This is a genomic window from Sphingobium sp. GW456-12-10-14-TSB1 (genome assembly GCF_059424385.1).
Genome location: NZ_JBWKZI010000002.1, coordinates 941,926 through 965,789 on the forward strand (window position 1 = coordinate 941,926; position 23,864 = coordinate 965,789).

General features: G+C 61.9%; 19 protein-coding genes. 12 read left to right on the top strand and 7 right to left on the bottom strand.

Annotated features, from left to right (window positions below):
- Positions 1–220 precede the first annotated feature (220 nt).
- Positions 221–604, top strand: coding sequence for a c-type cytochrome (locus AC07X9_RS21510; RefSeq protein ID WP_017183417.1), 384 nt, complete (start codon positions 221–223; stop codon positions 602–604).
- Between the two features lie 3 nt (positions 605–607).
- On the opposite strand, the gene AC07X9_RS21515 is transcribed toward AC07X9_RS21510, so the two are convergent.
- Both AC07X9_RS21515 and AC07X9_RS21520 read right to left on the bottom strand, forming a co-directional pair.
- Positions 608–1,975, bottom strand: a complete 1,368-nt coding sequence (locus AC07X9_RS21515; RefSeq protein ID WP_017183416.1) for an ATP-binding protein — start codon at positions 1,973–1,975, stop codon at positions 608–610.
- Positions 1,972–2,706, bottom strand: coding sequence for a response regulator transcription factor (locus AC07X9_RS21520; RefSeq protein ID WP_017183415.1), 735 nt, complete (start codon positions 2,704–2,706; stop codon positions 1,972–1,974). The genes AC07X9_RS21515 and AC07X9_RS21520 overlap by 4 nt, the downstream gene beginning before the upstream one ends.
- Before the next feature lie 340 nt (positions 2,707–3,046).
- Here AC07X9_RS21520 and AC07X9_RS21525 point away from each other — a divergent pair, with 340 nt between their 5' ends.
- The 10 genes from AC07X9_RS21525 (at position 3,047) to AC07X9_RS21570 (ending at position 14,230) form a co-directional block, all read left to right on the top strand.
- On the top strand, positions 3,047–4,174 hold the full coding sequence (locus tag AC07X9_RS21525; RefSeq protein ID WP_017183414.1) for an efflux RND transporter periplasmic adaptor subunit: 1,128 nt from the start codon (positions 3,047–3,049) through the stop codon (positions 4,172–4,174).
- Between the two features lie 10 nt (positions 4,175–4,184).
- Positions 4,185–7,334 (top strand): efflux RND transporter permease subunit, encoded by a 3,150-nt coding sequence (locus AC07X9_RS21530; RefSeq protein ID WP_017183413.1) that lies wholly within the window; start codon positions 4,185–4,187, stop codon positions 7,332–7,334.
- On the top strand, positions 7,331–8,686 hold the full coding sequence (locus AC07X9_RS21535; protein ID WP_026002433.1) for an efflux transporter outer membrane subunit: 1,356 nt from the start codon (positions 7,331–7,333) through the stop codon (positions 8,684–8,686). The genes AC07X9_RS21530 and AC07X9_RS21535 overlap by 4 nt, the downstream gene beginning before the upstream one ends.
- A 91-nt stretch (positions 8,687–8,777) precedes the next feature.
- The gene (locus tag AC07X9_RS21540; RefSeq protein ID WP_017183411.1) at positions 8,778–9,884 is read left to right on the top strand and encodes a ThuA domain-containing protein; all 1,107 of its coding nucleotides are present in this window, start codon (positions 8,778–8,780) and stop codon (positions 9,882–9,884) included.
- A gap of 111 nt (positions 9,885–9,995) precedes the next feature.
- The gene (locus AC07X9_RS21545) at positions 9,996–10,649 is read left to right on the top strand and encodes a TetR/AcrR family transcriptional regulator (protein ID WP_017183410.1); all 654 of its coding nucleotides are present in this window, start codon (positions 9,996–9,998) and stop codon (positions 10,647–10,649) included.
- 175 nt (positions 10,650–10,824) lie between these two features.
- Positions 10,825–12,000 (top strand): amine dehydrogenase large subunit, encoded by a 1,176-nt coding sequence (locus tag AC07X9_RS21550; protein ID WP_026002432.1) that lies wholly within the window; start codon positions 10,825–10,827, stop codon positions 11,998–12,000.
- A gap of 2 nt (positions 12,001–12,002) precedes the next feature.
- Complete coding sequence (locus AC07X9_RS21555) at positions 12,003–12,533, top strand: MauE/DoxX family redox-associated membrane protein (RefSeq protein ID WP_017183408.1); 531 nt, start codon at positions 12,003–12,005, stop codon at positions 12,531–12,533.
- A gap of 6 nt (positions 12,534–12,539) precedes the next feature.
- Positions 12,540–13,142 (top strand): thioredoxin domain-containing protein, encoded by a 603-nt coding sequence (locus tag AC07X9_RS21560; protein ID WP_017183407.1) that lies wholly within the window; start codon positions 12,540–12,542, stop codon positions 13,140–13,142.
- Positions 13,143–13,165: 23 nt separating this feature from the next.
- Positions 13,166–13,711 (top strand): methylamine dehydrogenase light chain, encoded by a 546-nt coding sequence (locus tag AC07X9_RS21565; RefSeq protein WP_019052330.1) that lies wholly within the window; start codon positions 13,166–13,168, stop codon positions 13,709–13,711.
- Between the two features lie 12 nt (positions 13,712–13,723).
- On the top strand, positions 13,724–14,230 hold the full coding sequence (locus AC07X9_RS21570; RefSeq protein WP_017183405.1) for a cytochrome c family protein: 507 nt from the start codon (positions 13,724–13,726) through the stop codon (positions 14,228–14,230).
- 80 nt (positions 14,231–14,310) lie between these two features.
- Here AC07X9_RS21570 and AC07X9_RS21575 read toward each other — a convergent pair whose 3' ends face one another.
- Complete coding sequence (locus AC07X9_RS21575) at positions 14,311–17,064, bottom strand: TonB-dependent receptor (RefSeq protein ID WP_026002431.1); 2,754 nt, start codon at positions 17,062–17,064, stop codon at positions 14,311–14,313.
- Positions 17,065–17,434: 370 nt separating this feature from the next.
- On the opposite strand from AC07X9_RS21575, the gene AC07X9_RS21580 reads away from it, so the two are divergent.
- Entirely contained in the window at positions 17,435–19,465 is a 2,031-nt protein-coding gene (locus AC07X9_RS21580) for a tetratricopeptide repeat-containing sulfotransferase family protein (RefSeq protein ID WP_019052329.1), read from the top strand.
- Here AC07X9_RS21580 and qhpE read toward each other — a convergent pair.
- The 4 genes from qhpE to AC07X9_RS21600 are packed head-to-tail and all read right to left on the bottom strand — an operon-like array spanning position 19,453 to position 23,858.
- The gene (qhpE, locus tag AC07X9_RS21585; protein WP_017181224.1) at positions 19,453–20,073 is read right to left on the bottom strand and encodes a subtilisin-like serine protease QhpE; all 621 of its coding nucleotides are present in this window, start codon (positions 20,071–20,073) and stop codon (positions 19,453–19,455) included. The genes AC07X9_RS21580 and qhpE overlap by 13 nt on opposite strands.
- Positions 20,066–21,769 carry an ABC transporter ATP-binding protein gene (locus AC07X9_RS21590; protein WP_019052328.1) on the bottom strand — a complete coding sequence of 568 codons (1,704 nt, stop codon included), beginning with the start codon at positions 21,767–21,769 and terminating at the stop codon, positions 20,066–20,068. Before AC07X9_RS21590 ends, qhpE begins: the two co-directional genes overlap by 8 nt.
- Positions 21,766–22,773: a hypothetical protein gene (locus AC07X9_RS21595; RefSeq protein ID WP_017181226.1), complete on the bottom strand. Its 1,008-nt coding sequence runs from the start codon at positions 22,771–22,773 to the stop codon at positions 21,766–21,768. Before AC07X9_RS21595 ends, AC07X9_RS21590 begins: the two co-directional genes overlap by 4 nt.
- Positions 22,770–23,858, bottom strand: a complete 1,089-nt coding sequence (locus tag AC07X9_RS21600; RefSeq protein WP_017181227.1) for a YncE family protein — start codon at positions 23,856–23,858, stop codon at positions 22,770–22,772. The genes AC07X9_RS21595 and AC07X9_RS21600 overlap by 4 nt, the downstream gene beginning before the upstream one ends.
- Positions 23,859–23,864: the final 6 nt, after the last annotated feature.

The following is a 23,864-nucleotide window of genomic DNA, read 5'->3' on the forward strand; positions in this document are numbered from 1 at the left end:
CTTTGTTATCGGACTTTATCTGGCGATGATCTGGCCGGAGCTATGCCGATCGACCGATCATACCAAAGGCTGGTTGCCCTGTGTGGGCTCCATGATACATCCGTTCGTCGGCGGTCGGTTTTTGCTGTGGTGGAAATTGCTTCAATCACCGTTCACATTCGGATTGCCATAGCAACGAGAGTGCACGGTAATGAGGCATAGCGAAGGGATGAGTGGAAGCATGACGATGGCACGGAGTTTGACTGGACTGACAATCGCTGTGGTCGCGATGGCTGCCACGCCCGCGCTGGCCCAAGCCGGCGACGCAGCCAAGGGCAAGATTGTGTTCGCGCGCTGCGCACTATGCCATGATGTCAAGCCGGGACCCAAGAAGATGGGACCCAATCTGGCTGGCCTGTTTGGCCGCACGTCCGGCACGATGGCGGGCTTTGCCTATTCGCCCGCGATGCAGAAGGCAAAGATCCGCTGGGACGCCAAGACACTCGATACGTTCCTGACCAAGCCCAGCGCCCTGGTGCCGGGTAACCGCATGGCCTTTGCCGGCGTCCCCAAGGCAGATGACCGCGCCAATCTGATCGCCTATCTTAAAGCGGAAACGAAATAGGCGTCATGCCTTCATGTCGATGGTGGCGATCAACCCGCCATCATCGGCATTGCGCAACCGTACCGACGCTTCGAAGCTCATGGCCAGCGATCGGGCTATGGTGAGGCCGATGCCGGTGCCGGTGCGTCCGCCGGGCTGACCGGTTGCACCGCGCGTAAACGGTTCGAACATCTGGTCGAGCCGGTCGGCGGGAATGCCCGGTCCCCGGTCGCGGATATGGATCAGGACACGGCTCCCTGCCCGCGCGCAGCTGATGTCGGCGCTGCCGCCATAGCGTACCGCATTGTCGACCAGATTGGCGATGCAGCGGATAAGCGCGTTGGGCTTGACGCGGACGGTACCGCCGCAGCCGGTCAGGAACCGCACCGGCGCGCCCAGTTCTTCCGCATCCTCGGCCATGCTGGCAAGCAGTGAGTCGATGTCGAGGACCGACCACTCTTCCCTCGCTTCCGTGCTGCTGGCCAGGTCCAGCCCCTCCCGCACCAGTTGCTGCATGGCTTCATGATCAGCCAGCAGCCGGGCGCGCAATTCCGCATTTTCGACCAGTTCCAGCCGCAAACGCAGCCGGGTGAGCGGCGTCTGTATGTCGTGGCTGATCGCAGCCAACAGTTGCGTCCGTTCGGCAAAGCCCGCTCTTGCGCGCCGTTGCATGAGGTTGAAGGTGGAAAGCGCGGCGCGCACCTCCTCAGGCCCGCGTTCTGGAATTTCCTCCGGGTCGAGCGATACCGAAAAAGCCTCCGCTGCCTGTTCCAGTCGACGCAACGGTTTGGATACGAAGCGGGCGACGAATATCGCAAGACCGGCTGACGCGGCGACGATCACCAGCAAATAGAGCGGATTGAATATGGTGCTGGGCGGCTTGGCGAGGCGCGGAAAGCTGAGCGCCATTTCGCGCCGTTGCCCGGCATGGTCGGTAAAACGGACGATCCAGCAGTCTGGCCGCGGCGCATCTATCAGGCCGGCTGCCCGTTCCCAGCGATTTGTGTAACTGACAAAGCAGAGGCCCGTCGGCACCTGCCCGGCTTCGGGCTGCGATCGCGGACCAAGACGTTCGACAAGCGCCTCCTGCAACGCTGTATCCGGTTCGGCAAGCGCGACTCCGGGCGGTGCTGGCGCTGCGCCTCCTATGCTGTGGTCGGCCATCATCGCCTCGGTCCGCGCAGCATCCCGCTGCAAACGGTTGGCAATGTCCACGGCGCTGGCCACCACGCGCTGCCGCCGCACCCGCTCAAAATCGTGGCGGCGGGTCTGTTCCGCCACCAGCAGCGCAATGATCGCCGCGACCGTCATGCCCAGCGTCAGGATGACGAAAATCTGCCCGGCCATGGACCGGAAAAAGCTGCGAACCCGGCCGCCCAGCCGCGCTATCATGAATAATCCACCGCGCTGGCCAGCACATAGCCCTCGCCCCGCACTGTCAGGATCAGTTCGCTGCCGCCCGCAACACTGCTCAGCTTCTGTCGCAAGCGGCTGATCTGGAGATCGATGGAGCGGTCGAACGCGGCGGTGGCGCGCCGTTCGGGCAGCAAGGCTTCCCGTCCCAGCACGATATTGGGCTGCTCTATAAAGTGGCACAGCAGTCGATATTCCGCCGATGACAGCATGACCAGCCGATCATCTGGCGCAATCAGCCGTCGCTGGACCAGGTCAAGCCGCCACGGGCCGAAATGGGCGTAGCGCGCCGACCCTGCCCTGCTCTGCGCGCCATTGTCGCCACGGCCCCGGCGCAACAGGTTGCGGATGCGCACCAGCAGTTCGCGCGGCTCGAACGGTTTGGTCAGATAATCGTCGGCACCCAGTTCCAGCCCCAGCACCCGGTCGATCGCACTGCCCCGCGCGGTCACCATGATGATCTGCACATCCGATCCCTCCCCGCGCAATTCGCGGCACAGCGACAGACCGTCGCCGTCGGGCAGGTTGAGGTCGAGGACGATGAGGTCGACCGCATGATCGCGCAATGTCTGCCGCAATTCGCCCAGATTGGCAGCAGACAGCAGCCGGTAATTTTCCTGGGCCAGTTGCCCGACGATCAATTCCCTGATGTCCGCGTCATCGTCGACGACCAATATGGTTGCGGCACGAGTGGAGGCAGTGTCGGGCATCCCCCTTCCCTAGCGCGTTGCGGGGCGAAAGTCTGCCCGGCGGTCGTCGATGATACAGGGTGATACAAAGCGATACGCTGCGCCGCACACTGGGACAGACGGAAGCCAAATTTGGCTATGCCGGTGCTGGTAAAATAGCCAAGACACGATGGTCGGCTGCCCCCTCGCCGACACCATGCGGAGTCCTTGCGATGCCTGTCCGTCCAGCGGGACGGGCAATCAGCACCCTCGATCCGGCCGTCAGCGCGCTCCCCCCTCCCCCTGCGCGCCCGGAAGGCAAAAGCGGCGCGACAAGCGCATCGCAAGGCTCCGCCTGGTCAAGAAGGAAACCCAGCCGCCTATGTTTGCGCCATTGCCTGTACGATCCCTCTCCTTGCTGGCGCTTTGCCTGGCCATGACCGCCTGTGGCGACAAGCCGCCGCCGCAAAAGGGACCGATCGAAGTGGGCGTGGTGACGCTGACGACCCGCGATGTGACGGTGGCGAGCGAATTGCCTGGCCGCACCGTATCGACCATGATGTCGCAGGTCCGTCCGCAGGTAGCCGGCGTCATCCAGAAGCGGCTGTTTACCGAAGGATCGCTGGTGAGCGCGGGACAGCCCCTCTATGAGATCGACCAGCGGCTGTACCGGGCGTCCCGCGACGAGGCGATTGCCGCGCTGGCGAGCGCGCAGGCGAGTGCTGCTGCGGCGCAGGCGAAGGCACGGCGCTATGCCACCCTGTCGGACAATGAAGCCGTCAGCGCGCAGGAGCGCGACGACGTCAACGCAACCGCGCGGCAGGCGGCCGCCGCCGTTCAGCAGGCGCGCGCCTCCCTGGCGACCAGCAACGTCAATTTGCAATTCACGCTCGTCCGCGCGCCGATCAGTGGCCGGATTGGCCGAACATTGTTCACGCAGGGCGCACTGGTCACGGCCAGCCAGGCGGACCCGTTGACCACGATCCAGCAGCTTGACCCCATCTATGTCGACATCACCCAGTCGAGCGCCCAACTGTTGCAGTTGCGGCGGTCGCTGGCGGCGGGCAGGACGCTGCCAGCCAGCGCGACGATCCGGCTGAAACTGGACGATGGCAGCGACTATCCCCAGCCCGGGCAGATCGAATTTGCCGAACCGATCGTGGACGTCAACAGCGGCACCGTGACGCTGCGTGCGCGTTTTCCCAATCCCGACGGGCTGTTGCTGCCCGGCATGTTCGTGCGCGTCGTCGCGCCGCAGGCCGTCGTGCCCAACGCCATTCTGGCCCCGCAACAGGGGATCAGCCGCGACCCCAAGGGCAATGCGACGGCGCTGGTGGTGACGAAGGACAATAAGGTCGAACGGCGGACGGTCATGGCGGGACAGGCGATTGGCGATGCTTGGCTGATCACTGACGGGCTGAAGGCCGGCGACCGGCTGATCGTGGAGGGCACCGACAAGGTGAAACCCGATGACCAGGTGAAGCCCGTGACCATCGCGACCAAGAAGTAGGAACCCGGTCTTGCTCAGTCGCTTTTTCATCGAACGGCCGATTTTCGCCTGGGTCATAGCCATCGGCGTGATGATCGCGGGCATCGGGGCCATGCTGTCGCTGCCGATCGCCCAATATCCCGACATTGCGCCGCCGTCGGTCGGCGTCAACGCGACCTATCCCGGCGCGTCCGCCGAAACCGTTGAAACCAGCGTTACCCAGGTCATAGAACAACAGCTGACCGGCATCGACGGGCTGATGTATTTCTCCTCCTCATCCTCCTCGACCGGGCGTTCGTCGATCACGGTGACGTTCGTGAAGGGCACCAACCCGGACACGGCGCAGGTGCAGGTGCAGAACAAGGTGCAGCAGGCGCTCAGTCGCTTGCCCAACGCCGTGCAGCAGCAGGGATTGACGGTCACCAAGTCGCAGACCGACTTCCTGATGCTGGTTGGCCTTTATGATGAGACCAACCGGGCTTCGCAGTCCGACATTTCCGATTATCTGGTCAATCATTTCCAGGATTCGATCGCGCGGATCGACGGCGTGGGATCGTCCCAGATATTCGGATCGCAATATGCGATGCGGATCTGGCTCGACCCCTACAAGCTGGCCGCCGTCAAGCTGATGCCGTCCGACGTGCAGAGCGCGATCGCCGCGCAGAATGTCGAAGTGTCCGCCGGGCAGATCGGCGCTGATCCCGCCCCTGCCGGGCAACAGCTCAACGCGACGGTCACGGCGCGGGCGCGGCTGCAGACGCCCGAGCAGTTCCGCAACATCATCGTCAAGACGCAGAGCGACGGGTCCATCGTCCATCTGTCCGACGTCGCGCGGGTGGAACTGGGCAATGAAAGCTATACTACTGCGGCCCAACTGAACGGTCATCCAGCGTCGGGCATGGCGTTGCAGCTGGCGCCGGGGGCCGATGCGCTCAAGACCGCGGAACTGGTCAAGGCGCGGGTGGCGACGCTGTCGACCAACCTGCCCGACGGCTACAGGATCGTATTCCCGCGCGACACGACGCCCTTCATCAAATTGTCGGTCGAGGAAGTCGTCAAGACATTGATCGAGGCAGTGCTGCTGGTCGTCGTCGTGATGTTCCTGTTCCTGCAAAGCTGGCGCGCGACGCTGATCCCGACAATCGCGGTTCCTGTCGTGCTGCTCGGCACATTCGGCGTGCTGGCGCTGTTTGGCTATTCGATCAACACGCTGACCCTGTTCGGCATGGTGCTGTCGATCGGGTTGCTGGTCGACGACGCGATCGTCGTTGTCGAAAATGTCGAGCGCATCATGGAGGAGGAAGGCCTTTCGGCGCGCGAGGCGACGATCAAGTCGATGGAGGAGATTGGCAGCGCGCTGGTGGGCATTGCGCTCGTCCTGTCGGCCGTATTGTTGCCCATGGCCTTTTTCGGCGGATCGACGGGCGTAATCTATCGCCAGTTTTCGATCACGATCGTGTCGTCCATGCTGCTGTCGGTGCTGGTGGCGCTGATCCTGTCCCCGGCCTTGTGCGCCACGATCCTGAAACCCATTGCAGAGGAACGGCGGACACAGGGCTGGTCGGGCAAGTTCAATCGCTGGTTTGATAGACTCACCGATGGCTATGTTCGCCGTACGACGCGCATGCTGGGCAAGCGGACGCTTTTCTGGGGTGGTTATGTGATCATCCTGGCCATCCTAGTCCTGCTGTTCGTGCGGCTCCCAACCAGTTTTCTGCCGGTGGAGGATCAGGGGCAGGTGATGGTGCAAATGACCCTGCCCGCCGGTGCGAAATCCAGTCGGACCGCTCGCGCGGTGGAACAGATGCAGAATTATTTCCTCAGTGACGAGAAGGACAATATCTCCTTCGCCTTCGTCATGACCGGCTTCAGCTTTGCGGGCCAGGGCGAAAATACCGCGCAGGGCTTCATCAATCTGGCGCCGTGGGGCGATCGGCCGGGCGCCATAAACAGCGCCAATGCAATTGTCGGGCGGGCCAACAAGCAGCTTGCCGCCATCCGCGATGCGCGGGTGCTGGCGATGACGCCGCCTGCCATTCGCGGCCTTGGCCAGTCCAACGGCTTCACCTTTGAATTGCTCAATAGCGGCGGGCTGTCGCGCGCGCGCTTTCTGGAGTTGCGCGATCAGTTGCTGGCCGCTGCGCAGAAAGACCCGCAGCTTGCAGGCGTGCGCGCCGCCACGCTGGAAGATACGCCACAGCTCAAGGTCGATATCGATTCCGAAAAACTGGCCGTTCTGGGGCTGACCCAAAGCGATGTCGACAATGTGCTGACATCCGCCTGGGGCAGCCGCTACGTCAATGATTTCGTCGATCGCGGCAGGGTGAAGCGCGTTTATATGCAGGCCGATGCGCCCTATCGCGCGCTGCCGAGCGATCTCGACAAATGGATGGTGCGGTCGAACGCGACCGGCGAGATGGTTCCCTTCTCCGCCTTCGCCACCAGCCACTGGACGATGGGACCGACCACCGTTGCGCGTTTCAACGGTCAGTCCGCCTATGAAATTCAGGGACAGGCTGGCCCCGGCGCGAGTTCGGGCGAAGCGATGGACCGGATCGTCGAATTGCAGAAGCAACTGCCCGCCGGCACCAGCTATGCTTGGAGCGGCCTGTCCTACCAAGAGCAATTGTCGGGCGGGCAAGCGCCGTTGCTTTATGCGCTTTCCGTGCTCATCGTCTTTCTGTGCCTGGCCGCGCTGTATGAAAGCTGGTCGATCCCCTTTGCCGTACTGCTGGTCATTCCCCTGGGTCTGATAGGCGCAGTGGTTGCGGTGTGGGCGCGCGGGTTGGAGAATAATATCTATTTTCAGGTCGGGCTGCTGACCACCATGGGGCTGGCGGCGAAGAATGCGATCCTGATCGTCGAATTTGCCGAACTGGCGCATCGGCAGGGCAAGGACGCCCTGTCGTCGGCGCTGGAGGCGGCGCGGCTGCGGTTCCGGCCAATTCTGATGACCAGTCTGGCTTTCATCGCAGGGGTCGTCCCGCTCGCCGTCGCCACCGGCGCGGGCGCGCAGAGCCGTATCGCGATCGGCACGGCAGTGGTGGGCGGCATGGTGACGGCGACGGTGTTGGCGATTTTCTACGTGCCGCTCTTCTTCGTCACTATCGCCCGGCTGTTTGGCAATGACCGGCCGACCAAGCCTGATCCGGCCCCGCCCGCTGCCGGAGTGCCCGCATGAACCGTACCGCGCTTCCTTTGGTCGCTGGGTTGATGCTGGCAGCTTGTACCATGGCTCCGGCCTATAAGCGCCCTGCCCCGCCGATCCCGGCGATGCTCCCGACGGGTGAAGCCTATGCGCCTGCACAGGTTGGCGTGCAGCCAGGACTGGCCTGGGGGCAAGTCGTCAGCGATCCGGCGCTGCGCACCGTGATCGAACGGGCGCTCGCCAATAATCGCGACCTGCGCGCGGCGCTGGCCAACATAATGTCGGCGCGCGCCCAATATCGGGTACAGCGCGCGGCCCAACTGCCAACGCTGACGGGTGATGCGGGGGCGAATGTCACCCGGCACAATGACAGCTATAGCGCCGACATCGGCATCAGCGCCTTCGAAATCGACTTGTTCGGTCGGGTCCGCAGCTTGAGCGAAGCGGCGCTGGAAAATTATCTGGCCACGCAGGAGGGCGCCCGCGCCACGCGCATCGCCCTGATCGCGGAAACCGCCACGGCCTATGCAACGCTGGCTGCGGATCGGGAATTGCTGGACCTGTCCCGCCAAACGCTCGCCAATGCAGAGCGCAGCCTGAAGCTGACCCAGTCGCTCAACGGCGCGGGGCTGAGCGGCAAGCTGGATGTCTTTCAGGCGCAAACCATAGTGGAACAGGCCGCGTCGGACGTCGCCGTCAACGTGACGCAGGTAGCGCAGGACCGCAATGCGCTGGATCTGCTGGTCGGCGCCCCGATCGAGGAGGCGTTGCTGTCAAGCTCGCTCGATGGCTTGATCGCGGGGATCGCAAGAGTGCCCGCTGGTCTGTCGTCCGACATGCTGCTCCAGCGACCCGACATCTTGCAGGCCGAGCATCAGCTCAAGGCCGCCAATGCCAATATCGGCGCGGCCCGCGCGGCGATGTTTCCGAAAATCAGCCTCACCTCGGCGATCGGCATTGCCAGTTCGGCGCTCTCCTCGCTCTTTACCGGCGATGCCTTCACCTGGTCGGCCAGCCCGTCCGCCACCATGCCGATATTCGGCGGCCCCGCCCGCGGCAGTCTGGATTATAGCAAGGCACAGCGCGACCTGGCGCTGGCGCAATATGAGAAAGCGATCCAGACCGCCTTTCGCGAAGTCGCCGACGCGCTGGCGCGCGACGGCACGATCGACGCGCAACAGGCGGCTCAACGCCGTCTGGTCGCCGCCAGCCAACGGGCCTATGATCTGTCCGAACAGCGCTACCGGTCGGGAATCGACACATTCCTGAACACACTCGTCAACCAGCGATCGCTCTATAGCGCTCAGCGGACCGCAATCGCCACGGACCTTGCGCTTGCCAGCAACCGGCTGCGGCTATACAGGGTCATCGCCGCCGACCAGTAAAAGATAGCGCTATCATAATTCGGGTTGACCATGGTTTTTGCCCGGCCTAGTCCCTGGGAAACGAACTATATTTGACAAGGACCGTCGCCCGGTGCTGATCAGGCAGGCATTTCTGGGCTGTGTCGCAGCGCTGGCTTCCATATCGGCAATGCCTGCCATCGCCAAACCTGTGATCGACTGCCCGTTGCGCGATATGCCGTTTTCGACGGCAACGCCGCTGATCGACATATTGCGTAGCCCTGCGGCACGGAGCGTGGTGGACAAAGTCGTTCCCGGCCGGATCGATACATTGCCGCCTTTCTTTACCGGCACGACGCCGCCAAGCTTCTCTGCAATCCTGTCGCTTCGTGAAGCCGTCGGCATGCTCCAGATCAAGCCTGACAAGGTCGCCGCGATTGAGGCTGAGCTTAGGGCGCTGCCGTTGACCGATGCGGAAAAGGCGGCACGCTGCGCCCGATACGACAATGATGTGCCCACATTCGCGCTGCCCGCTGGCCGTCCGCGACTGTTGCTGTTTGAAAAGATCAACGGTTTTCGCGACGGACCGTCGGTTGATGCAGCGCGCAAGGCGTTGCTGGGCATGGCCAAGCGCATGGGCTGGTCGATGGTCGTCACCGACAAGGGTGGCGCATTCAATCCCGGCACGCTGCGCACATTTGACGCTGTCATCTGGAACAATGTCAGCGGCGACGTGCTGACATTGTCGCAGCGCAAGGCGCTCCAGGCCTATCTGGCGCGCGGTGGCGGCTTTGTGGGCATGCATGGCACGGCGGGCGACCCGGTGTATTTCTGGGACTGGTATGCGGACAGGCTGATCGGCGCGCGGTTCAAGGGGCATCCATCCAATCCGCAATTTCAGGAGGCGCGCATTGCGGTGAACAAGGCGCATCCTCTGGCAAGCGCGCTGCCCGCCGAATGGCGGATGACCGACGAATGGTATTCTTTCGGTACCAACCCGCGCGCGGCTGGCGCCGATGTGCTGCTGACCCTGGATGAGAGCAGCTATAAGCTGGCGGATGGTTTGCGGATGGGCGATCACCCGCTGGCCTGGACAAACTGCATCGGCAAAGGCCGTATTTTCTATTCGGCCATTGGCCATTTGCCCGAAAGTTACAGCCAGGCGCAGCATGTCAGCCTGCTCGAAAGCGCCATCGGCTGGGCCGCCAATCGCAACGCACCATGCAGGGCCAAGGGGTAGGCCAGCCGGGCAAAAACGCAACAGATGACATCATGCCTCCGCCCGAAATGGCGGCAAAGGGTGGCCACCGGTCCTATTGGATGATAGGAGCGGCGCAAGGCAGATAGTGACATGACATCCTCACCCACCCGTCCCGGCATATACGCACGCGGGACCGAAACGGTCGACCAGATCCTCAAGGCAGCGCTGGCGGTATTGATCGACGAAGGGGCGGACGCCTTCACCTTGCGCCGAATCGCCGCGCGCTGTGATATGAAGGTCGGCAATGTCAGCTATCATTTCCCGCGCAAGGAAATGCTGATCCAGGTGATGCTGGACGAACTGGTCGATTCCTATGGCGCGATGATGGACCAGATGGTGCGCAAGCCGGGCCTGACGGTCGAAGAACGGCTACGGCGCGTCATCATCCTGTGCCTGGATTATATACAGAGCAAGCGCACCACCCATTTATTCACCGAATTATGGGCATTGGCCAATCATAGCGATTTCGTCGCCGATCGGGTGCGCGCCTTTTACGAACGGGTGCATCGCGCCATCGGCGAATATGTCGCTGAGCTCAACCCGGACCTGACCGCCGACGAAGTGCATAGCGTCGCCCTGTTCATCAGCGCGTCGATGGAAGGATCCACCCCGTTTCTGGGCTATGGCAAACCATGGGCGCACAAAATGCCGGCCTTTACCGCGCTTGCCGCGACGTCGTTGATCCAGCTGGCCAAAACGGTGACATCGCGGGATCTTGAAGGGTTGATGACAGAGGCCGCCTAGAGCGAACAAACCGGCCAAATGGGCACCATATTGCTGCATTGCAAAATATATTTCCGTTCCGCCCCCGAAACCCCTTGACCAATACCGGACAGCTGTCCAATCTTTGCGCAGACGCCGGCGTACAGACCCGATGAGTCAGCCCCGCCGTCCGCACGATCAAGGGGGATCACGCCAGATGCCGAGGACCGCCGCCAGGGGATTGTTCGCTGCTGCCGCATGGGGATGGGCACTGCTCGCCGGCCCGACGCAGGCCGCGCCCGCCGATACCGGCGCGGCGCTGGAAATGGAAACGTCTGACGTCCTGAGTATCACTCCGCCCAAACCAACTTGGTTCTTTGTGGATGGCGGTTGGGACATGCCGGGCACCAGCATCTTCGACGGCGAAACCGGCAAGATGAAGGGCATGGTTGAAACCCGCCGCCTAGCCGATTTCGCGATCGATCCGGCGGGGAAATATTATTATGTCGCCGAAACCATCTGGTCGAAGGGCGATCGCGGCACGCGGCAGGACATGGTTTCTGTCTATGACAGCCAGACATTGAACCTGATCACCGAAGTCCCGCTGCCGGGCCGCATATTGATTGGCGCGCGGAAGAATAATTTCATCGTCAGCGACGATGGCAAGACCGCCTATGTCTATGATTTCAGTCCCGTGTCCGGGGTGAATATCGTCGATCTGGTCAAGCGTAAGTTCGTAACCGCCGTGGAACTGCCCGGTTGCGCCAGCATGATGCCCAATCCGGGGGTTGGCTTTTCCGCCCTTTGCTCGGACGGATCGCTGGCAACGGTCGCGATCAAGGGGACCAAGGCGAACATCACCCATAGCGCGCCCTTCTTTTCGGCGACCGACGACCCGATCTTCGACAATTTCACCTATGACAAGCATAAGAAGGAAACGACCTTCCTGACCTATACCGGCCAGATTTATCAGGCCAAGCTGGGTCCGACGCCGACCATTTCTGCGCCCTTCTCGATCCAGGCGGCCGCTGGCATCCGTCCGGGCGAAACCAAGCCGCTGGAGCTGAACTGGTATCCGGGCGGTCGCCAGCCCATGGCGCTGCATCGACCGTCCGGCCATCTGTTCGTGCTGATGCATATGGGCGAATATTGGTCGCACAAGGCGTCCGGCACCGAAGTGTGGGAGGTCGATCTGGCCACGCAAAAGGTCGTCAAGCGGCGCACGCTCAAGGAACCGATGAACAATATCGAGGTGTCGCAGACCGACAAGCCGATGCTGTTCATGAATGGGGAAGGCGGCAACGCCATTGTCGTCGACGTCGCGACGGGTGAAGAAAAGCACAGGATAGAAAGAGCCGGGGGCAGCACCATCACGGTTGCGGACCCGTCCTGACAATGGCGCTGGGGCTGGCAATCATGGGACTGGCCGCATCGGTAGGCGTTGGACTCATCCTGCTGATCGCGGGCTTTGAAAAGCTGCGCCATCGCATCCTGTTGCCCGGCGTGATCGCCAATTACCGCCTACTCCCCAACGGCCTGGTGGCACCCGCCGCGACAATCCTGCCGATCGCCGAAATATTGATTGGCGCGGCACTGATCGCGGGCGGATGGCCGCTGCCGGTGCTGCTGGCGATCCTGCTGTTGATGTTGTTCGGGGGGGCGATGGCGATCAATATCCGGCGTGGCCGGACCCATATCGATTGCGGCTGTGGCAGACCGCAGCTGCGCCATCCGATCGGCTGGTCGCTGGTTGGCCGCAACGCCGTGCTGGCGACACTGTTGGTTCCGCGACTATGGGACGCGCCACCGCTCGGCGCGATGGACATCGCCACGGCCATGGTCGGCGGTGTCGCACTCTATCTGGCCTATCTACTCTGCAATTCCATCGGCGCGCTCCTCGCGTTGCCCGCCGCCCACCGGAGATAAGCAATCATGATGACATCGCTCATTGTCTCGCAAATATTGTCGTGGATCATGATCCTTGGCTTTGGCGTGGCGCTGCTCGCGATCGCGCGTCAGGTCGGCGTGCTGCACATTCGCGTTGCGCCTGCCGGTGCATTGACGACCGGCGGTGGCCCGGCGGTGGGCGACGCCACGGTCAAGGTCGATGCGCGCTTGCTGGACGGCGGCCCGGTAACGATCGGCGGGCACGCCCCTGACATACCGCTGCGCCTGCTGATGTTCGTGTCCGCGCAATGCCCGCTGTGCAAATCAATCATTCCGATGGCGAAATCCTTTGCCCGCGACGAGCGTGTCGCGCTCAGTTTCGTCGGTGACGATGATGCCGCGGCCCAGCGCGCGATGATCGCGCAGCACGGGCTGGAGGCTTATCCATTCGTGAATGGCCCTGAAGTGGGACAGGCCTTCGGCGTCGCGAAGTTGCCCTATGCGGTGTTGATCGACGCGGAGGGGACGATCCTGTCCAAAGGACTGGTCAACAGCCGCGAACATCTCGAAAGTCTGATCGTGGCCCATGAGATGGGGATCAAGACCGTGCAGGATTATATCGGATCGTTAAAGGCGCAGGCTGCCTGAGCGGCATATAGGGGGTCAGTGAGATGAAGAAATTTGACGCCGACGCCATGGGGGAACGCCTGTTGCGCAAGCTGGCGGGCGGCACGTCGCGCCGTTCCATGTTGTCGCGACTGGGGGCGGCGTTGGTGGCGGCGCCCGCCTTTCCTCTGTTGCCGGTCAGTCGCGCCGAAGCAGCCAAGCCAGACCGGTCACCGGAAGGCAAGACCGGTTTCGCGCGCAACGCCCAGACGAAAGACGACACCAAGTGCGACTATTGGCGCTATTGCGCCATCGACGGAGCGCTGTGCACATGCTGCGGCGGCGGCATCCACAGTTGCCCGCCGGGGGCCGAGCCTTCGCCCGTGTCCTGGGTAGGCACCTGCATCAACCCGGACGACGGCAAGGCCTATCTCATCGCCTATCGCGACTGTTGCGGCAAACCGGCCTGCGGGCAGTGCGGTTGCGACAATACCGACCGCGAAACCCAACTCTATGTGCCGCAACTCAACAATGACGTGATCTGGTGCTTCGGTACGACCAGCATGGAGTATCATTGTTCGACCGCGGTGCTGGTAGGATCCGCCAGCTAGGATCGGGCGGCGATGCGCAGGCTTGTTCTTGGTTCGCTGTTCCTGATCGGCGCGGTCGGTATTGGCCGCGCCGCGCTGCCGCCATTGGGTCCGCTGCCCGCCGCAATTACCGATCCTGACCTTGCGCGGTCCGACTATGCCGAACATTGCGGTGGCTGTCATGGCATTCAGGGCAGCGCTGCACCCGCGCTATTGCCCGAATTGCGCGGGCGGGTTGGCTGGTTCATGTGTACGCCCCAGTCGCGGGCCTATCTTATCCGCCTGCCCAATATCGCGCACAGCCGGATCAAGGACAATCAACAGCTTGCCGATCTGGTCAATTACATGGTCTTTGGCCTGGGCGGGGCCAGCGTGCCAAAGGGCGCCAAGCCTTTCACGGCGCAAGAGGTGGCACACGAACGCCAGTTCGCGCTGACATCCGTTTCGCTGAAGGCGGAGCGCACCCGCTATGTCGAGGTGGCAATCCGCCAGTGCGGCGCGCCGGCCGCCATGCGACGGCTCTATCCGGGGCAGGAATAAAAGGATTTCATAACTGAATTGGTAATAATAATGCCGCCGGATCGTTGGTCCGGCGGCATTATCAAGTCAGTAGCAGGCGCTCAGAATTTCTGGCCGAAGCGGATGCCGAAAAATTGCGGCTTGATGGTGAAGGTACGCGACGACCCGGAACAGAAGTCGATCGAACAGAAGGTATTTTTGGTCAGCTGACCGCGCTTGTCGAAGGCGTTCTGGATGAACAGCGTCACGCTCCAACTGTCCTTCTTGATGCCGCCGGAAAAGTCGAAGCTGACAAAGCCCTTTGTGTTGCCGAGCAGCGCATTATTATCGACGTTCAGATCCTGGGTCGCTCCGGTCTGGTAGAGCGCCGCGCCCTGCACATAGGCGCTATAGTCGCCCATATAGGTGTCGTAGCGGATGGATGTCGTGCCCTTGAACTTGGGCTGGCGTGGCAGGCGGGTGCCATTGGCAGCAGCGACCTGCGGCGTTGGTGGGCTGGATTCGGGCACATCCTGACCTAGCGTACAGCTCGATAGTTGGGAGATGGTCGATGTATCTTTGTCCAGCGCGAAGTTGCAGAAATTGCCCTTGAGCTTACCGTCATTATAGGCACCGGAGGTCGAGATCGTCACCTTGCCCAGCTTCAGGTCGGCATCATATTCGATACCCTTGACCACCGCCTTGCCCGCATTGCCGGTCATGCCCGCACCCTGCGCACCCGACACCACGACACCATATTGGATATTATTCCATTTCTCATAATAGACCGCTGCATTGAAGCGGAAGATGTTGTTCCAGGTCGTTTTGACGCCGAGTTCGAAATTGGTGAGCGTTTCGGACTTGAACGGAGCGACATCGACCGGGCCGAAGTTGCGGATGCGCAGTGGACGATTGAAACCGCCGGGGCGGAAGCCGGTGGAATAATTGAAATAGACCATCTTGTTGGGCTGGAACTGCCAGTCGAGCGCGACCTTGTGCGTTTCGCCATCTTCCTTATAGCGCCCGGTCTGGTCGGTCGCGCGGAAATTGGTGTTGAGGCATTGCAGCCGCTCGGCTGGGAGCGGAGTCGGGCAACCCATTTCCCCGGTCGGGACAAAGACCGACGTGACCGTATTCGCCGCAGACCCTGCGACACCGGCAAAGCCCTTGACCGCATAATCGGTCCAGAAATAACGAATGCCGCCGGTCAGTTTCAGTGTCGGCGTGATATTATAATGGCCTTCGGCGAAGATCGCCTTGTCATGATAAAGCTGGTTCTGCTCGACAGCGTAGAAGCCATCGCCCTTTACCGCCTGTGTCCCCAGCAGCATCGTGCCAAGCGGATTGCCGTTGGGGTTGATAACCGTGTCGGTGAAGTAAGGTACGCTATCATCCGCGGTGTCGGGTATTCCATCCTGATCATAATCGATCGCGAACATCGCCGGTACGCCGATCAGGCCACCTGCCACATCGCCGCCGCCGGTCTGGGTATAGCCCGTGATCGTATCCAGCCCGCGAATGGCATAATAGGTGTTCGTCTTATTTTTCTGCCGCTGATAGAAACCGCCGATCGTCACGTCGAACGGCCAATCCTTGGGCGTCGAAAGGCGTAATTCCTGGGTAAATTTGTTGCGGTGTGTATCGGCATGATAATATTGCGTCGGGTCGATCAGCGAACATTGCTGTGATGCGCCCGACCCGGTGCAATTATCGAAAAATTGCAAATAGCTTTCGTAGCCCGGCCCGAAACCGTCATAAGTGACTGTATAATAAGTATAATCGTTGAGAGTTCGCGTCCTACGTTTGAAATAGCCGGTAGCCGAAACAATGTCCCAGTCGCCGATATGACCATGGATGCTGAGCGCCGCCTGATACCAGCGATCGTCATTCCTGGTCTTGTCATAATCATGCACTTCCAGATCGCCGACACGCGGATCGAAGCCGAAATAGCCGTTGGCGACCTGCTTTTGCGCGGTGATTTCCGGCGCGACCGACCATCCATCCACCGGCTCCCACAGCAATTGGACGCGACCGCCAAATTCCTTGATACTATTATAGTCATCCTTGGCGATGTCGGAATTGTCGAGATTGAAGAAGGTCGCCGGGTTTTCGTCCCCCAGCGTATAAACGGCCGGATCGCCATTGTTGAGCAGACCGTTATTGGGCCTATTGTCGATATAGCCACCATCACGCCGGTAATAGCCCATGGCGCGGACCGCCAATGTGTCGCTTAACGGCACGTTGATGTAGGATTCCAGTTGGCCGCCAAAGTCACCCTTGCCATATTTATTGGCCTCGACATCGTAGCCGAACTCGAACTTGTCCATATTGGGCTTGTTGGTGATGATGCGGATGGTGCCGGCCAGCGATCCCGCGCCATAAAGCGTGCCCTGCGGCCCGGCCAGCGCTTCTACGCGCTCCAGATCATAGGCATGGATGTCGGGCACTTCCGTGCCCGTGATTGGAATGTCGTTCAGATAATAGCCGACCGAGGCATAGGCGCCGCCCGCTGGCACGATGCCGCGGAAAAAGGCGGTGTTGCGGCCTGGCCCGATCCCCTCGAACGATACGGATGGCAACAGCGTGGCGAAATCGCTCAAGCCCTTGACCTGCCGCTCCGCCAGCGTTTCAGCACCCAGCGCCTGCATGGAAATCGGCACTTTCTGGATGCTCTGCGCACTGCGGGTCGCCGTGACGACGATTTCAGTGAGGCCACCGCCCGCTTCATCGGCAGGTGATGTCATGGCTGGATCAGCGGCTTGGTCAGCAACGGCACTGGCCGCGCGCGCCATACCTGTAGCGCCCAGCCCGGCCAATATGGTGGTCACGCCCAATATCTTCACAAGTTGCGACCGGCGACGAGACGGAATTTTCATAGTGTTGGACTCCCCCTTTAAAAGATGCCCTCCACTCTCCCAAAATCGCGGTTATCCCGCGCGATTATGACGCATTGCAGCGTATTTTCAGCTAGCGTGTCACAACCCGAATTTCGCAAGGGCAAAACAGCCCCACGACCGGAAACGGCGCACGCCTCCAGACCTGCCGAACGACGGCATGGCATCACAATTTACCTGTATACCCCTTGGACTTTCGCTATTTCGTACGCTTGTCCAAGTTTGATAATGCTGTAACGATGGCAGGAGTCAACAGCCTAATTTTACTGTTCCCGCCCTTCGGTCGCTCCTGTTGTTGCGCAACTGCAATATCCTGTTCATTGTGCAAACGAGAAAGGAAGTAAAAGCCTCCATGGACGCTGCTTCGCACCCGCCGGTCTCCCCTTCCCGCGCACTGAACGTGGCGGTGGATCGCGCTGCCAAGCTGCTGGACACCCGGCCGGCAGAGGCTTTGGTGCATGCAGAAGAGATACTGACAAGAGCCCCCGGCCTGCCGCCCGCCGAACTGGTCGCTGCCCAGGCTTTGCGGCGCTTGGGCCAGTCAGATGCCGCTCTCTCGCGGCTTGCAGCGCTTGCCCGTCGCCAGCCGAACGTGGCCGCCCTGTTATGGGAACTCGCACAGGCAGCAAGCGAAACGGGCGATAGTGCGCAGGCTATCGCCGCGCTGGAACGCCTGGTCCGCCAACAAGCCGGTGTGGCGAGCGGCTGGTTCCTGCTGGCGCGCGAATTGCGGAAAGTCGGCCGTGACGACCAGGCATGGCGCGCAGACCTGTCGGGCATCCATGCCTCGTCGCGCGATCGCGATCTGCTTGAAGCAGCGGTGGCAATGAATGAGGGGCGCCTGAACGATGCCACAGCGATTCTGGATGCGCGGCTTGCCCGGTTGCCGGACGATCCCGCCGCTGCGCGGTTGCTGGGCGAAATTCACTGGCGTCGCGGGGATATGAGCGCGGCCCTGATATTGGTCGAACGGGCCGTGGCGACCGCGCCGGGGTTCGATCTGGCGCGCGATTTCCTGATCCGGCTGCTGCTCCAGAACAACCGCCTGACCGATGCGCTCGCCCATGCGGATGTTCTGGCGCAATCCCCGCTCGACAATCCGGGCTATGCGCTGCTGCGTGCTTCGGTGCTTGTGCGGCTGGGTGATCAGGCGCAGGCGGCAGCCATTTATCAAAGGCTGCTAGCGCAAAAGCCGGATCAGCCGCAGCTCTGGCAGAATCTGGGCCATGCGCTCAAGACGGTGGGGCGGCAGGCGGACGCAATTCATGCCTATCGCCAGGCGGTGCGCTATCTGCCGACCATGGGCGAAGCCTGGTGGAGCCTTGCCAATCTCAAGACCGTCAAGCTCGACGCAGCGGATATTGCCGTAATGGAACAGGCGCTGTCGATGCTGGCGCCGGAGGCGGCGGCACGGAGCGAGGACATCTTCCACCTCCATTTCTCACTCGGCAAGGCGCTGGAGGATGCGCACGATTATGCCGCTTCCTTTGGTCATTATGATCGCGGCAACAGCCTGCGCCGCTCGCTACTATCCTATGATGCCGATGAATTTGCCGCGGAAGTCAAGGCAACGGAAGCCTGCTTTACTGCCGCCTTCCTCACGCGAATGGGAACGGGCGGCGCCGCTGCGCCCGATCCCGTCTTTGTGGTCGGCCTTCCCCGGTCCGGCTCCACGCTGGTCGAACAGATACTCTCCAGCCACAGTCAGGTTGAGGGGACGATGGAACTGCCGGAGATGATGATCATCGCCAGCCGTCTGCAATCGCGCATCGACGAAGGCGAATTCCCCGATTTCGCCACGATGATCATGTCGCTGACCCCAGCCGACCGGCAACGGCTGGGCGAAGAATATATCGATCGCACCCGCGTTCACCGCCAGAGCGACAAGCCCCGTTTCATCGACAAAATGCCCAATAATTGGCAGCATGTTGGCCTGATCCGGCTGATCCTGCCGAACGCCAAGATCATTGACGCGCGTCGCCATCCGATGGGCTGCTGCTTTTCGGGATGGAAACAGCATTTCGCCCGCGGTCAGGCCTTTACTTACGATTTGAGCGAGATCGGTCGCTATTATCGCGATTATGTGGCGCTGATGAGCGCGTTCGATGCGGCTGCGCCCGGCCATGTCCACCGTGTGCATTATGAACATATGGTCGCCGACACGCCCGGCGAAGTCGCGCGGCTGCTCGACTATCTCGGCCTGCCGTTCGAGGAGGCATGCCTTGCCTTCTGGCGGACGGAGCGGGCAGTTCGCACCGCGAGTTCGGAACAGGTGCGTCAGCCGATCTTCACTGATGGCGTCGATCATTGGCGGCATTTCGCGCCCTGGCTCGGTCCTCTGGAAGAGGCGCTGGGACCGGAAATCGCAGCCTATCCGGCCTGACGCTCCCGCCCTATGATCCCACTGACATTGGCGACCGCGAAACTCACCCCATGAAGATTGCGCCGCTGTTCAACGCCGGGAATCGGCCGCGGATGTCCGCTGGCATGGATGACCCCTTCCGTCACAGAATAGATTCCACGCGGGCAATCCCAATCGAGGGTGACGCCCAGTACCCCGTCGAGACTGCCCGGATAGCAGGCCTGTCCGTCAACATCGCGCGCCGCGACAATCTGAATTTCTGCAACCCTGGCCCGCTCCACTACCGCCGCAAAAGCCGCGCTGTGCGCCAGATTGACGGTCCCAAGACTGAGATTGATCAGATCGACCCGCGCCTCGACCGCCAGATCAATCGCGCTGACCAGTGCCCGCGCACTGGCGCGAAGCGCCGCATGAAAGACCCGGATCGGCAGGCATAAGGCATCGGGCGCCTGATCCATGATGGCAGCGGTTACGGCCGTGCCATGGCCCAGGTCGTCCAGCGTATCGCCTTGGGTAAAGCTGCCATCGCGCGCCACGGAAAATCCCGGCAATAGACGCGCGGCATCAATATGCGGATGGTCGGGATGCACCCCGCTGTCGATGATCGCGATCCGTACCGGATCAGGCATGAACCGGCTCGCCGCGCCGCTCTACCCTGGCGCGCCCGTCCGTCAGCGTCACGATCATGTCGGCCAGCTGCGCCATGGCAGGCTTGTGCGTGATGATGATGATGGTCGCATCGGGCAACGCCCCGCGCAGCCGACCAGCTATCAATTGCTCCGTTTCCCCGTCCAGCGCCGATGTCGGCTCGTCGAGTATCAGGATGCTGGGCGAGCGCAGCAATGCCCGCGCGAGAACGATCCGTTGCCGCTCCCCCGCCGACAATGCCATGCCACGCTCCCCCGCCCGCGTGTCGTACCCCAGCGGCAGCCGCGCGATAAAATCGTCCAGCCCCGCCGCATGGGCCGCAGCTTCTATCTGGGCCTGTCGCACATCCGGAAGCGCAAAGCCGATATTCGCCGCGATCGTATCGTTGAACAGATAGGGCGACTGGTCGACCAGAATGATCTCCCGCCGCACATCGTCAAGCACATAGTCGCGCAGGTTACGGTCATTGACCATCACGCGCCCGGCATCGGGATCAAGATAGCGCACCATCAGGTCCGCCATGGTCGATTTGCCCACCCCGCTCGGTCCAAGAATCGCGCACAGGCTGCCCGCTGCTATCGTCAGGTCTATTTCGCGCAGCACGACATCACGATCATAACGCATCGCCACCCGGTCGAACCGGATCACTTGCGCCCGCTCCAGCGGCACTGGATCGGCGCACTCGACCACATCGGCCCTGGTATCGAACAGTTCGAATATCCGCCCCAGCGACACCCGTGCCGACGCGAGGCCAGACGTCAGCCCCATCAGCGTCTGGATCGGCGATAGCAGCCGCATATGATAGGTCATGAACGCGACCAGCGTACCGATGCTCATGCCATCTTCGATGATGCGCCAGCCGCCATAGAGGATCACCGCCGATGTCGCGGCGGTCATCAGCGTGCCGGGCAACGCGCCAGTCATGTAGGAGGCGACCTGCATCCGCAACATTGCGCCGACAAAGGCATCATTCTTCCGCTGGAAGCGTCCGACTTCATGCTCGCCTGCGCGTAGCGAAGCGACCACCCGCATACCCATGACCGTATCGACCAGCAAGCTACCCAGGTCCGCGCCCTTTTCCCGCATGTCACGGGTCAGCGCGGTCAACCGCCGCTGATAATATGCGAATGTCGCGAGACTTGCCGGGACCAGCACGACGCTTACCAGGAACAACCGCCAGTCGAGCCACAGCATCATGGCAACGCAGCCGACGAAGAAGAGCAGGTTGCTGACGACCGATAGCATAGTGTCGGACGCGATCCGCTGCACATCGCTTACGTCGCTGTTCATCCGCGATACGAGGTCGCCCAGCCGGAAGCTGCCGTAAAAGCGTGGCGAAAGCGTCTGGAGATGGCGCAGTAGGGCTGCGCGAATATCATAGAGCATCGCCGCCGACAGGGCGACATAGCGATAGCTGGCGAGGATATTGACCGCGAACCCGGCAACGGTCACGCCAATCATGATCGCGGCGATCCGCACCAGTGCGCCCATATCACGTCGCAAAAGCGCCTGGTCGATCATCAGTTTGGACAGATAGGGCTGCGCCAGCCCCAGCGCGGTCGACACAAGGCTGATCGCCAAAACGACCATCAGCGCGCCGCGATAGGGCCGCAGGAAGGGGCTTAGTCGCTTGTAAGCGCTCCAGTCGGCAACCGGCGTGGGCGTTGTGCCACTCATGCCGCCTGCCGCCGGGGCACCAGCCGGAACCCGTCCAGCACGAAGGCTGGCTCCGGCATCTTTGCCAGCAGGCCGGTGCACCAGCGATGCCCGTCCATCAATGCATCATGCTGCGCCCGCCACCAGTCACCCGTCCCGCCGCTGGCATAGAATTGCGCGCAGAGCGCCAGATGCCGCCGCATCGCCGCAATCAGCATTGACTGATAATGGGTCAGCAATGCCGCGCGATCGCCGCCCTCTGCAATGCCGATCAGCACGGCGGAGGCCAGTATCGCCTCCCGCACAGATTGCGCGGTGCCATCGCCACAGAGTGGATCGAAGCCCAATGCTGCGGTTCCGCAGGCCAGCCAGTCGTCGCCGCACAGGGGCAGATGCAGGCGCGGTGCTGCGAGAAAGGGCATGGAGGCCGCCCCGACGGCGTCGACCACTGGCGCAATCAATCCGCTCTGCGCCAGCAGGTCGTCCAGAGGCCCGCCTACCCCCAGCAACCAGCCTTCCCCCGTTCCGGCGGGCACCAGAAACAGCCAGCCATCCGGTACCGCCTCTACCCTGCCCTCCTGCGCGCAAGCCGGGTCACGCAAGCGTATCTTCGCGGCGACGGCGTTGCGATCACCAAAGATACGCATCTTGCCCGATGGCTGCGGCAGCGCGGCGTGAATGGAGAAATCGACCGGCACGGGGCCGGCGGCAGGTTTGTCGCTGGCCAACGCCGCCTGCACCGCTTCTTCCGACACCAGAGCCGCGCTGTGGGGGACCGCCACCGGCGCACCGCCCCAAGCGATCACTCGACGCTTGATCCTAGGGCTATCGGCAAAGAGGCCGGGCCGCCCGAACACGTCGCGCAGTAGCGCCAGAGCGGGATCGCTCAACAGGATCGTCGGCACCGGCGTGCGATGAGCGGCTTCGCTTGCGACCCGAAGGCCCGCTCCATGCAATAGATGTGCGCATGTCGTCGCCGCAATCCCGCTGCCCCGGATGCCGACGATCAAGCGCCTTTGGCTCATTCCACTGCGACCATGCCTGCGCCAGTGGTGTCATAGCCCAGATCCAGCGTCACCTCATGCTTGAGCGTTCGGGCGTCATAGACTTCCAGATCATAGCTCGCGCCGTAAATATATAGTTTCGCGCCATCGATGGACATGCCCAGGCGGAAACGCGACCGGCATGGGAACTCTGCCTTGTCGACCACGGCATTGCTGGCCATGTCCATATGCCAGAATTCGCAGCGCTTATTGCCATATTTGCCGTTGGTGACGACGGTGTAGGCCTGCTTGCCGTCGGGCGTAACCTGTAGTCCGGCCATCGCGTCTGGGGCAGGGCCGATCGGGGTAAAATCAAACTGCCGGGTCGACAAATCGAAGCGCGCCAGGCCGAACATCTTGTTATGGACATAGGTGTCGGCGGCATTGAACAGCGCCACATATTGCCCCGGTGTACGGATGGCGTCCAACGTGCCGCCAAAGCCGACATTTTCCATGCCGGCGCCTTCCGGCTTGGCCAGGTCGATCCGGTCCGTCACCTTGAGCGTCGTCAGGTCGATGATCGCGACCTTTTCCCCGAAGGCGTAGAGCGTTTTGCCGTCTGGCGACACTTTATACCCCGCGCGCCAGCTGCCAGAACGTTCATCCTCCTTGTCGAGCTCGGCCGTGCGGACAACCTTTTGCTGTTTCAGGTCGATGACGCCATACATGGGCTTGCTGACGGTATAGCGGTCTATGCCCTTATCGAATTTGGAGAGGACGGTGTAGAAATAGCGACCCGTAGGATCGGGCACTCCGCCCCAGAAACGATAGCGGGTGGTGCCGTCATTCAGGCTGAATTTGTTGATCACCTTGCGCGTCGCGGTGTCGATCACCTCGATCCCGCCGGTGGTGATGGTTGTTACATAGATGCGCTTGCCATCGTCGGACAATTGCATCGACGTGGGCAGGCCGGTGTCCAGCTTGATCGTGCCGGTGACGGCCCCCTTGCTTTCTTCAAACACCAGCAGGCGGTCGGGATAGGAGCCCATGAACAGCGTAGCTGCGTGCATGGGCGCAGCGCCCAGCATCGCCAGGCCAGGGCCCAGCATCAGACGAAATTTATGCATGGCGGC

Bases quoted from the DNA above. Each gene is read 5' to 3' on its own strand.
- AC07X9_RS21525 (WP_017183414.1), top strand. From the start codon at position 3,047: ATGTTTGCGCCATTGCCTGTACGATCCCTCTCCTTGCTGGCGCTTTGC.
- AC07X9_RS21565 (WP_019052330.1), top strand. From the start codon at position 13,166: ATGAAGAAATTTGACGCCGACGCCATGGGGGAACGCCTGTTGCGCAAG.
- AC07X9_RS21555 (WP_017183408.1), top strand. From the start codon at position 12,003: ATGGCGCTGGGGCTGGCAATCATGGGACTGGCCGCATCGGTAGGCGTT.
- AC07X9_RS21545 (WP_017183410.1), top strand. From the start codon at position 9,996: ATGACATCCTCACCCACCCGTCCCGGCATATACGCACGCGGGACCGAA.
- AC07X9_RS21535 (WP_026002433.1), top strand. From the start codon at position 7,331: ATGAACCGTACCGCGCTTCCTTTGGTCGCTGGGTTGATGCTGGCAGCT.
- AC07X9_RS21575 (WP_026002431.1), bottom strand. From the start codon at position 17,064: ATGAAAATTCCGTCTCGTCGCCGGTCGCAACTTGTGAAGATATTGGGC.
- AC07X9_RS21515 (WP_017183416.1), bottom strand. From the start codon at position 1,975: ATGATAGCGCGGCTGGGCGGCCGGGTTCGCAGCTTTTTCCGGTCCATG.
- AC07X9_RS21600 (WP_017181227.1), bottom strand. From the start codon at position 23,858: ATGCATAAATTTCGTCTGATGCTGGGCCCTGGCCTGGCGATGCTGGGC.
- qhpE (WP_017181224.1), bottom strand. From the start codon at position 20,073: ATGCCTGATCCGGTACGGATCGCGATCATCGACAGCGGGGTGCATCCC.
- AC07X9_RS21510 (WP_017183417.1), top strand. From the start codon at position 221: ATGACGATGGCACGGAGTTTGACTGGACTGACAATCGCTGTGGTCGCG.
- AC07X9_RS21520 (WP_017183415.1), bottom strand. From the start codon at position 2,706: ATGCCCGACACTGCCTCCACTCGTGCCGCAACCATATTGGTCGTCGAC.
- AC07X9_RS21550 (WP_026002432.1), top strand. From the start codon at position 10,825: ATGCCGAGGACCGCCGCCAGGGGATTGTTCGCTGCTGCCGCATGGGGA.
- AC07X9_RS21560 (WP_017183407.1), top strand. From the start codon at position 12,540: ATGATGACATCGCTCATTGTCTCGCAAATATTGTCGTGGATCATGATC.
- AC07X9_RS21570 (WP_017183405.1), top strand. From the start codon at position 13,724: ATGCGCAGGCTTGTTCTTGGTTCGCTGTTCCTGATCGGCGCGGTCGGT.
- AC07X9_RS21580 (WP_019052329.1), top strand. From the start codon at position 17,435: ATGGACGCTGCTTCGCACCCGCCGGTCTCCCCTTCCCGCGCACTGAAC.
- AC07X9_RS21595 (WP_017181226.1), bottom strand. From the start codon at position 22,773: ATGAGCCAAAGGCGCTTGATCGTCGGCATCCGGGGCAGCGGGATTGCG.
- AC07X9_RS21590 (WP_019052328.1), bottom strand. From the start codon at position 21,769: ATGAGTGGCACAACGCCCACGCCGGTTGCCGACTGGAGCGCTTACAAG.